This is a genomic window from Streptomyces sp. SolWspMP-5a-2 (genome assembly GCF_900091845.1).
Lineage (GTDB): Bacteria > Actinomycetota > Actinomycetes > Streptomycetales > Streptomycetaceae > Streptomyces > Streptomyces doudnae.
Genome location: NZ_FMCI01000148.1, coordinates 72,700 through 81,513 on the forward strand (window position 1 = coordinate 72,700; position 8,814 = coordinate 81,513).

At 74.7% G+C, this 8,814-nt stretch carries 11 protein-coding genes; 1 reads left to right on the forward strand and 10 read right to left on the reverse strand.

The features are described 5' to 3' along the window. Positions 1-137 precede the first annotated feature (137 nt). The gene (rbsK, locus tag GA0115242_RS15005; RefSeq protein WP_093828556.1) at positions 138-1,031 is read left to right on the forward strand and encodes a ribokinase; all 894 of its coding nucleotides are present in this window, start codon (positions 138-140) and stop codon (positions 1,029-1,031) included. 149 nt (positions 1,032-1,180) lie between these two features. On the opposite strand, the gene lgt is transcribed toward rbsK, so the two are convergent. From lgt to GA0115242_RS15055, 10 genes are all read right to left on the reverse strand, one after another. Next, positions 1,181-2,230 carry a prolipoprotein diacylglyceryl transferase gene (gene lgt / locus GA0115242_RS15010; protein ID WP_093828558.1) on the reverse strand — a complete coding sequence of 350 codons (1,050 nt, stop codon included), beginning with the start codon at positions 2,228-2,230 and terminating at the stop codon, positions 1,181-1,183. An 83-nt stretch (positions 2,231-2,313) separates the two neighbouring features. Next, positions 2,314-3,090 carry a DsbA family protein gene (locus GA0115242_RS15015; protein ID WP_093828560.1) on the reverse strand — a complete coding sequence of 259 codons (777 nt, stop codon included), beginning with the start codon at positions 3,088-3,090 and terminating at the stop codon, positions 2,314-2,316. A 103-nt stretch (positions 3,091-3,193) separates the two neighbouring features. Next, a complete protein-coding gene (trpA, locus tag GA0115242_RS15020; protein WP_093828562.1) occupies positions 3,194-4,012 on the reverse strand; it encodes a tryptophan synthase subunit alpha in 819 nt (272 codons plus the stop codon). Further along, positions 4,009-5,292 (reverse strand): tryptophan synthase subunit beta, encoded by a 1,284-nt coding sequence (trpB, locus tag GA0115242_RS15025; protein WP_093828564.1) that lies wholly within the window; start codon positions 5,290-5,292, stop codon positions 4,009-4,011. Before trpB ends, trpA begins: the two co-directional genes overlap by 4 nt. A gap of 74 nt (positions 5,293-5,366) precedes the next feature. Continuing rightward, a complete protein-coding gene (trpM, locus tag GA0115242_RS15030) occupies positions 5,367-5,570 on the reverse strand; it encodes a tryptophan biosynthesis modulator TrpM (protein WP_370672283.1) in 204 nt (67 codons plus the stop codon). A gap of 22 nt (positions 5,571-5,592) precedes the next feature. Beyond that, positions 5,593-6,402: an indole-3-glycerol phosphate synthase TrpC gene (gene trpC / locus GA0115242_RS15035; protein ID WP_093828566.1), complete on the reverse strand. Its 810-nt coding sequence runs from the start codon at positions 6,400-6,402 to the stop codon at positions 5,593-5,595. 139 nt (positions 6,403-6,541) lie between these two features. Then, on the reverse strand, positions 6,542-6,991 hold the full coding sequence (locus tag GA0115242_RS15040) for a DUF2752 domain-containing protein (protein ID WP_093828568.1): 450 nt from the start codon (positions 6,989-6,991) through the stop codon (positions 6,542-6,544). An 85-nt stretch (positions 6,992-7,076) separates the two neighbouring features. After that, complete coding sequence (locus GA0115242_RS15045) at positions 7,077-7,325, reverse strand: HGxxPAAW family protein (RefSeq protein WP_093828570.1); 249 nt, start codon at positions 7,323-7,325, stop codon at positions 7,077-7,079. A gap of 189 nt (positions 7,326-7,514) precedes the next feature. Next, a complete protein-coding gene (locus GA0115242_RS15050; protein WP_202555332.1) occupies positions 7,515-8,291 on the reverse strand; it encodes a DAK2 domain-containing protein in 777 nt (258 codons plus the stop codon). Between the two features lie 115 nt (positions 8,292-8,406). Then, on the reverse strand, positions 8,407-8,814 hold a 408-nt coding region (locus GA0115242_RS15055), incomplete at its 5' end, for a dihydroxyacetone kinase subunit DhaK (RefSeq protein ID WP_141721597.1).

The following is an 8,814-nucleotide window of genomic DNA, read 5'->3' on the forward strand; positions in this document are numbered from 1 at the left end:
CCCCGGACCACCCCGGTGGGACACATCGGCAGACGCTCCCCCGCCGAAGGGCTCCCCATGACCTCGCTCGCCCACCTCCCCCCGCCACCCCCGCGGACCGGCGCCGCCCGCCGCGCACACCGCAAGGCACCCCGCCCATGACCCACGTCGTCGTGCTGGGCAGCGCGAACATGGACCTCGTCGTCCGCGTCGCACGGGCACCCCGGCACGGGGAGACCGTCACCGGGCGGGAGTTCCGCACCGCTCCCGGCGGCAAGGGCGCCAACCAGGCGATCGCGGCGGCCCGCTGCGGCGCCACCGTCTCGATGATCGGCGCCGTCGGCGACGACGGATTCGGCACCCGGCTGCGCTCCGCCCTCGAACACTCCGGCGTCGACACCGACCTGCTGCGCACCGTCGAGGGCCGCTCCGGCACCGCGCACATCGTGGTCGACGACGACGGCGGCAACGCGATCGTGGTGATCCCGGGCGCCAACGGCACCGTCGACCACCTCGTCCCCGGCGACGAGGGCCTGATCGCCACCGCCGACGTGCTCCTCCTCCAGTTGGAGATCCCGCTCGCGGCGGTGGTCGCCGGTGCCCGCGCCGCCCGCGCGCACGGCGTCCGCACCGTCCTGACGCCCTCCCCCGCACGCCCGCTGCCGCCCGAACTCCTGGGCGCCGTCGACCTGTTGGTCGCCAACGAGTCCGAGGCCCTCGCCCTCACCGGCCGCGCCGACCCGGTCGACGCGGCCCACGACCTGCTGGCGGACGTCCCGGAGGTCGTCGTCACCCTCGGCTCGGCGGGCTCCTTCCATCTGCGCCGCGACGCCGAACCCCTCGCCGTGGCCGCGCCCCGCGTCACCGCCGTCGACACGACGGGCGCCGGGGACACCTTCGTCGGTGCCCTCGCCGTGGCGCTCGCCGAGGGACGCCCGGTCCAGGACGCACTGCGCTGGGCCGCCGCCGCGGCCGCGCTCTGCGTCCAGCGGGAGGGCGCGTCGGCGTCGATGCCCTACCGCTCCGAGATCGACACCCGGTTCACCTCGTGACCCCGGCCCCGCCGACCGGGCCCGCGGGGGAAGCCCCAGGGCGGCGGTGAGCGGGCTCACCGCCGCCCGGCGACCGCCGGGCCCGCGCGCCGTACACGCCGAAGGGCGCCCGGGACGATCGTCCCGGGCGCCCTTCGGTACGCGCCGTGTCAGCTGTTCTTCGCGGACTCCGCGTCGGCCTTGCCACCGCTCACGGACCCCTGCGCGGCCTCCGGCCGCTTCGCCTCCGCGGCTCCGGCCTCGGCGCGGTCCGGCCCGGCGGCTGCGTCGGCCTCGGTGAGGTCCGTCGCGCCGGGCTTCTCCGCCGTCGCCCCGCCGGACTCCGTGCCGTCCTCGGCGTCGGCGGCGGGGGCACCGTCAGCGGTGCCGTCGCCGTCGTCCGCGGCGCCGGGCTCCACGATCTCCTCGCGACCGGGCCGCTTCTTCGCCGAGACGACGATGTAGGCCACCGCGAGCAGGAAGACGATCAGCGCCGTCCAGTCGTTCAGCCGCAGGCCGAGGATGTGGTGGGCGTCGTCCACCCGCATGTACTCGATCCACGCCCGGCCCACGCAGTAGGCCGCGACGTAGAGGGCGAAGACCCGGCCGTGGCCCAGCTTGAAGCGCCGGTCGGCCCACATCACCAGGAAGGCGACGCCCACGCACCACAGCGACTCGTACAGGAACGTCGGCTGGTAGTACCCGGGGACCCGGCCGTCGGCGGACGAGGTGATGTGCAGCGCCCAGGGGAGGGTCGTCTCCTTGCCGTACAGCTCCTGGTTGAACCAGTTGCCCCAGCGGCCGATGGCCTGCGCCAGGACGATGCCGGGGGCGATGGCGTCGGCGTAGGCGGGCAGCGGGATGCCCCGGCGGCGGCAGCCGATCCAGGCGCCGACCGCACCGAGCGCGATGGCGCCCCAGATGCCGAGGCCGCCCTCCCACACCTTGAAGGCGTCCACCCAGTCACGGCCCTCGCTGAAGTACAGCTCGTAGTCCGTGATCACGTGGTAGAGACGCCCGCCGACCAGGCCGAACGGCACGGCCCAGACCGCGATGTCGGCCACCGTGCCGGTCCGGCCGCCGCGGGCGACCCAGCGCTTGTTGCCGAGCCAGACCGCGACGAAGACGCCGATGATGATGCAGAACGCGTAGCCGCGCAGCGGAACGGGGCCGAGGTACAGCACCCCGCGCGACGGGCTGGGAATGTAGGCAAGTTCCATGGCAGAGTCGACGCTACCGTGCCGGACCGGGTGCGGGTCGAGCGGAGCGGCTACGGGTCCATAACGGGGACGTGAGAATCCGCTTACCCGCGCGCGGCCTGCTCGACCATCTGCTTCAGCTTGGCGGGGGTCATCGACTGGTCCGCGTAGATGTTCTTGCCGTTCAGCAGGACCGTCGGGGTGCCGGAGAAGCCGCCGGACCGGAAGGCGTCGTTGGACTTGGCGACCCAGCTGTTGTGGGTGCCGTCCTCGACGCAGGTGCGGAACGCCGCCGTGTCGAGGCCGTCCACCTTGCCCGCCAGCTCGATCAGCTTGCCGGTGCTGGCGTAGGCGTCGTCGGTCTCGGCGGGCTGGTTCTCGTACAGGACGTCGTGGTAGTCACGGAACTTCCCGGCGTCCTGGGCGCAGGCCGCCGCGTTGGCCGCGACCCGGGAGCCGGACCCGCCGAGGTTGCCGTCGATGAGGGTGACCAGGTGGTACTGGGCCTGGAGCTGCCCGGCGTCGACCAGCTCGCGGATCACGGGCCGGTACGTCGTCTCGAAGCCCTTGCAGGCCGGGCAGCGGAAGTCCTCCCAGACGGTGAGCGTGGACTTCGCGCCCTCCTTGCCGACCGGGATGGCGAGGCCGTCCTTGCCCTGCGCCCCGGAGGGGGCCACGACCGGGCCCGCCGAGTTGCTCTTCTTGTCCTTGCCCGCGTTCGCGGCGACCACGCCGATCACCGCCGCGAGGCCCAGGACGCACACCACTCCGGCGCCGACGATCAGCGTGCGCCGCCGCCTGTCCGAGGCCTTCTGCTTCTCGCGTTCGACCGCCAGCCGCTCACGGGCGGTGCGCTTTCCGTCTCGGTTCTTCTCGCTCACACCCCCAGAACGAACCGGGGAGGCGCTGAGCGCCTCCCCGGTCCCATGTCCACCCGTTCGAGTGATCGGGGCGCACGGCCCCCACCCGTCCCACGGGCGGAAATCACGCCTGGCGGCGCACGCCCTCCGCCAGCTCGCCCGCGAGCGCCCTGACCGCCTCGACCCCGGCCGCGGCGTCCGGCGCGTCCAGCATCCGCTTGACGAAGGCCGAGCCGACGATCACGCCGTCGGCGAAGCCCGCGACCTCGGCGGCCTGGGCCGCGTCGGAGACGCCGAGCCCGACGCAGACCGGCAGTCCGGTCCCGGTGGCCCTGGTCCGCTCCACCAGTTCCCTGGCCTGCGCGCCGACGGAGACCCGGGTGCCGGTGACGCCCATCAGGGAGGCCGCGTAGACGAAGCCGCTGCCCGCCGCGGTGATCCGGGCGAGCCGGGCGTCCCTGCTGCTGGGGGCGACGACGAAGACGGTGGCGAGCCCGTGCTTGTCGGCGTGCTCCCGCCACAGGCCGGCCTCCTGCACCGGCAGGTCGGGCAGGATGCAGCCCGCGCCGCCCGCCTCGGCGAGTTCGGCGGTGAACCGCTCGACGCCGTACCGGTCGACGGGGTTCCAGTACGTCATGACCAGGACCGGCTTGCCGGTCGCCCGGTGGGCCTCGCGGACCGTCCGCAGCACGTCCGCGATCTTGACGCCGCCGCGCAGGGCGATGTCGTCGGCGGTCTGGATGACGGGACCGTCGAGGACCGGGTCGCTGTGCGGCAGGCCCACCTCGACGATGTCGGCGCCGCCGTCCAGGACGGCCTTGACCGCCTCGATGCCGCCGTCCACGGTCGGGAACCCGGCCGGGAGGTAGGCGACGAGGGCGGCCCGGTCCTCGGCCTTCGCCGCGGCGAGGGTGTCGCTCAACAGCCGGATGTTGCCGCTCACTTGGCGTCCCCCTCGATCTCGGCGGTGTCCGCCGCGTCGGCGGCGACCTCGGCGTCGGTGTCGTACAGGCCGAAGTAGCGGGCGGCCGTGTCCATGTCCTTGTCGCCGCGCCCGGACAGGTTGACGACGATCAGACCGTCCTCGCCCAGTTCCCGGCCGACCTCCAGCGCGCCGGCCAGCGCGTGCGCGCTCTCGATGGCCGGGATGATGCCCTCGGTGCGCGAGAGCAGGCGCAGCGCGCCCATCGCCGCGTCGTCGGTGACCGCGCGGTACTCGCCGCGTCCGCTGTCCTTGAGGTAGGCGTGCTCGGGTCCGATGCCCGGGTAGTCGAGCCCGGCCGAGATCGAGTACGGCTCGGTGATCTGGCCCTCCTCGTCCTGGAGCACGTAGGAGCGGGAGCCGTGCAGGATGCCGGGCTCGCCCGCGGTGAGGGTGGCCGCGTGCTCGCCGGTCTCGATGCCGTGCCCCGCGGGCTCGCAGCCGATGAGGCGGACACCGGCGTCGGGGATGAACGCGTGGAAGAGTCCGATGGCGTTGGAGCCGCCGCCCACGCAGGCGATGGCCGCGTCGGGCAGCCGTCCGGCGCGCTCCAGGATCTGGCGCCGGGCCTCGACGCCGATGACCCGGTGGAAGTCGCGGACCATGGCCGGGAAGGGGTGCGGCCCGGCGACGGTGCCGAAGAGGTAGTGGGTGCGGTCGACGTTGGCGACCCAGTCGCGGAACGCCTCGTTGATGGCGTCCTTCAGGGTGCGGCTGCCGGACTTCACGGCGACGACCTCGGCGCCCAGCATGCGCATGCGGGCCACGTTGAGGGCCTGGCGCTCGGTGTCGATCTCGCCCATGTAGATGGTGCAGTCGAGGCCGAAGAGGGCGCAGGCGGTCGCGGTGGCGACGCCGTGCTGTCCCGCGCCGGTCTCGGCGATGACCCGGGTCTTGCCCATGCGCCTGGTGAGCAGGGCCTGCCCGAGCACGTTGTTGATCTTGTGGGAGCCGGTGTGGTTGAGGTCCTCGCGCTTGAGGAACACCCGGGCGCCGCCGGCGTGTCCGGCGAACCTCGGCACCTCGGTGAGGGAGCTGGGGCGGCCGGTGTAGTGGACGAGCAGATCGTCCAGCTCACGGGCGAACTCGGGGTCGTGCTTGGCCTTGTCGTACTCGACGGCGACCTCGTCCACGGCGGCGACCAGGGCCTCCGGGATGAAGGTGCCGCCGAACGCGCCGAAGTACCCCTCGGCGCTGGGGACCCGGCCGTCCGGGTCGGGGAGGAAGAACTCGCTGGGCATGCGGAAACCTCACGGTGAGTTGATGGAACGCACTCGAAGCCGTGGGGGCGGGGTTCGCTGTCGGTCGGGGGCCGTCAGTGGCCGGACGCGCACGTCCCCGCGCCCCTCCAGGGGCGCTGCCATCGGCGGCCGTTGACCTGCCCGGGTTCGTCCCCGATGACGTACCGCACGCGTCGGCCGTGCACCCGGCGGGCGGGGGCGCGGCAGCCGCGGGGCCGGCAGCCGCGCGCGAGGCGGGCGTGGCGGTCCGTGGCGACGGTGCGGGTGGTCATGTTCATCGGGAGGGACCCTATCGGGTGATCAGCCGCGGCCGTGCCGGATCGCCGGGTGCTCGCCCGCGGCGACCAGGTCGGCGACGGCCGTCTTCGGGTCGCGGCCGGTCACCAGGGACTCGCCGACCAGGACGGCGTCGGCGCCCGCGTTGGCGTAGGCGATCAGGTCGTGCGGGCCGCGGACACCGGACTCGGCGATCTTCACCAGGGTGTCGGGGATCTCCGGGGCGACCCGGTCGAAGGTGCCGCGGTCGACCTCCAGCGTTCTCAGGTCGCGCGCGTTGACGCCGATGACCTTGGCGCCCGCGTCGACCGCGCGCTCGACCTCGTCCTCGTCGTGGACCTCGACGATCGGGGTGAGCCCGATGGACTCGGCGCGCTCGATGAGGGATTCGAGGGCGGGCTGCTCCAGGGCGGCCACGATCAGCAGCGCGAGGTCGGCGCCGTAGGCGCGGGCCTCCCAGAGCTGGTACGAGGTGACGATGAAGTCCTTGCGCAGCACGGGGATGTCGACCCGCGCGCGGACCGCCTCCAGGTCGGCGAGGGAGCCGCCGAAGCGCCGCTGCTCGGTGAGGACGGAGATGACGGCGGCGCCGCCCGCCTCGTACTCGGCGGCGAGCCCGGCCGGGTCGGCGATGGCGGCCAGCGGGCCCTTGGACGGGCTGGAGCGCTTGACCTCGCAGATCACCTTGACGCCCTCGCCGCGCAGGGCGGCGGCGCCGTCCCGGGCCGCGGGCGCCTTCGCCGCGCGCTCCTTCAGCTCGTCGAGGCTGACGCGCGCCTGCCGCTCCGCGAGGTCGGCACGGACTCCGTCGATGATCTCGTCGAGCACACTCACGCGAGCGGTCCCCTTCCAGGCGGTGGAGCGTTGCGGCGACCGGTGGAAAACCGGTGGTCACTGCGATGGTATCCGCAGGACGGCGTAGGGCTCGCATCCGGTTGACGCCGGTCCCACTACCTGGACGTCGCCGAATTGATCAAGGATGCAGCCAGCCACCGAAGGGCAGGTTCCGGACAACCGTGAAGACCAGCAGCAACGTGCCCAGCGTCCACAGGTGGACGGGCCCGAGGTCGAGCCGGAACGGGCGCCCGCGCGCCGCGCGCACCACCCATACGGTCCACAGGACGGCGAACGCGAGGTAGCCGAGGACGGCGGGCGCGTTGTCTTGGAGGGCGGCGAGCAGGTCGCCGTGGGCGAAGGCGTGGGCGCTGCGCAGGCCGCCGCAGCCGGGGCAGTACAGGCCGGTGACGTGGAACAGCGGGCAGACCGGGTAGTGGCCCGGCTCCCCCGGGTCGACGGCGGCGACGTAGGCGAAGGCGCCCACGACGGCCGTGAGGATCCCGGCGGGCACGGCGAGCCGGGCGGCGGTCGGCGCGGGGGCGGTGGGCGGGGTGACCCGCTGGCTGTCGGCGTCCACGCCTCGCATTGTGCCCCGCACCGGCCGGGAACGCGCCCGGGGGCGGCCCCGGGGTGCGGGGCCGCCCCCGGGGGACGTGGTGCGGGGTCCGGTGTCAGCCCTTGGCGCCCGCGGTGGCGTGCGGGGTGACCTCCAGGGCGTCGTGCGCCTCCTTCGGCTGGCCGAGGCCCATTCCGCGCATGACGGCGCCGACGACACCGCCGAGGAGCACGACCACCATGCCGGCCCAGAAGCCCACGGGCTGGGCCATGACCATGAAGGCGCCCGAGACGCAGAAACCGATGAAGGCGATGGTGACACCGGTCCAGGCGGCCGGGGTGTGTCCGTGGCTGCTGCCCGCCATGACTTGCTCCTTGATCCAGTGAACGTTCCAGTGAACGTTGCCTCGTACGTGCTGAGCCGGACGCTCACCGCCATTGTCCCGCACGGGGACGGGGGCGGTGGCCCGGGGTCGCCCCGCGCGCCGCCCGGGACCCCGCCCGTCCGCGCCGTGCGGCCGGGTACGGCCCGAGGGCGGCGCGAGGTGCCCTGGTCAGCCGCTGACCCAGCCGGTGTCCACGGGGTCGCCCGACTGGGCCGCGGCGGCGGCCTGGAGCACGATGGCCGCGGCGGCGGCCCCGGGGTCGAGCACCCCGCGCGCCACGTCGCCGACGTAGCTGGCGCGGCCCCGCCTGGCGACCAGGGCGGCGGTGCCGCGGGCGCCCTCGACGGCCGCGTCGGCGGTGCGCGCGAGGGCTTCGGCCGCCGCCGTACCGGCCGCCACCTCCGCCTCCAGGGTCCGGGCGGCGGGCACCAGGGCGTCCACCATCGTCTTGTGGCCGACCTCCGCCCTGCCGTACCGCTGCACGGTGGCCACGGCGGTGCCGAGCCCGGCGGACAGCTCGGCGAGCGTGGGCTCACCGGCGTCGCAGCAGCGGGCGAGGTCGCGGAAGAACATGCCGAAGAGCGGGCCGCTGGTGCCGCCGGTGCCGAGGAAGCCGCGCGAGACGGCGGTCAGCCAGCCCCGGTAGTCCCGCGGCGGCTCGGCCTCCACCGCCTGCCGGGCCCGGCCGAGGGCGGAGGTGATGTTGGTGCCGAAGTCGCCGTCCCCGGCGAGCCGGTCGAGGCGGCCCAGCTCCGCGGCCCGGCCGTCGCCGTCGCCGCCGGGCAGGAAGGCCGCGAGGATGCCGGCCGTCCAGCGGGCGCCGAACCCGTCGGCGAGGGCGGTGACCGGCGCCGGGACCGGGACGGTGACCGGGGTGGTGTGCGGGACCGGCTGCGGGACGGGGTTCGTCGGTTCGTCGGGGGCGGTGTCCGGCGCGGTGCTCACGGGGTGTCCTCCATGGGGCCCTGTCGGGTCGGTGCGTTCGCGGGATCTCGGGGTTCTCGGCGGTGCCCGGCCCCGGCGTGCTCCGGGCGGCTCGGGGTTGCGGTGGGCCCGGCGCTCACCAGGTGAGGGCCGGGGTGCGGACGGGGGCGTCCCAGAGCGGCAGCAGGTCGTCGTCGGCGGGGAGCAGGGTCACCGAGACGCCGTGCATGTCCAGGGAGGTGACGTAGGGGCCGACCAGGGAGCGCGCCACCGCGATCCCGAGGTCGGCGAGCCGGTGGTGGGCGGCGCGCGCGGCGACGGACAGCTCCAGCGGGCTGGCGCCGCCGAGGCCGTTGACGATCACGAGCACCGGGGAACCCCTGGTCAGGCCGAGGGCCGCGACGAGGGGGTCGACGAGCTGGGCGACCAGGCCGTCGGCGTCGGCGAACGGGACCCGGCCGGTGCCGCGCTCGCCGTGGATGCCCACGCCGAGTTCGATCTCGCCGTCCGGCAGGACGAACGCGGGCTCGGCGGCGCCGGGGTG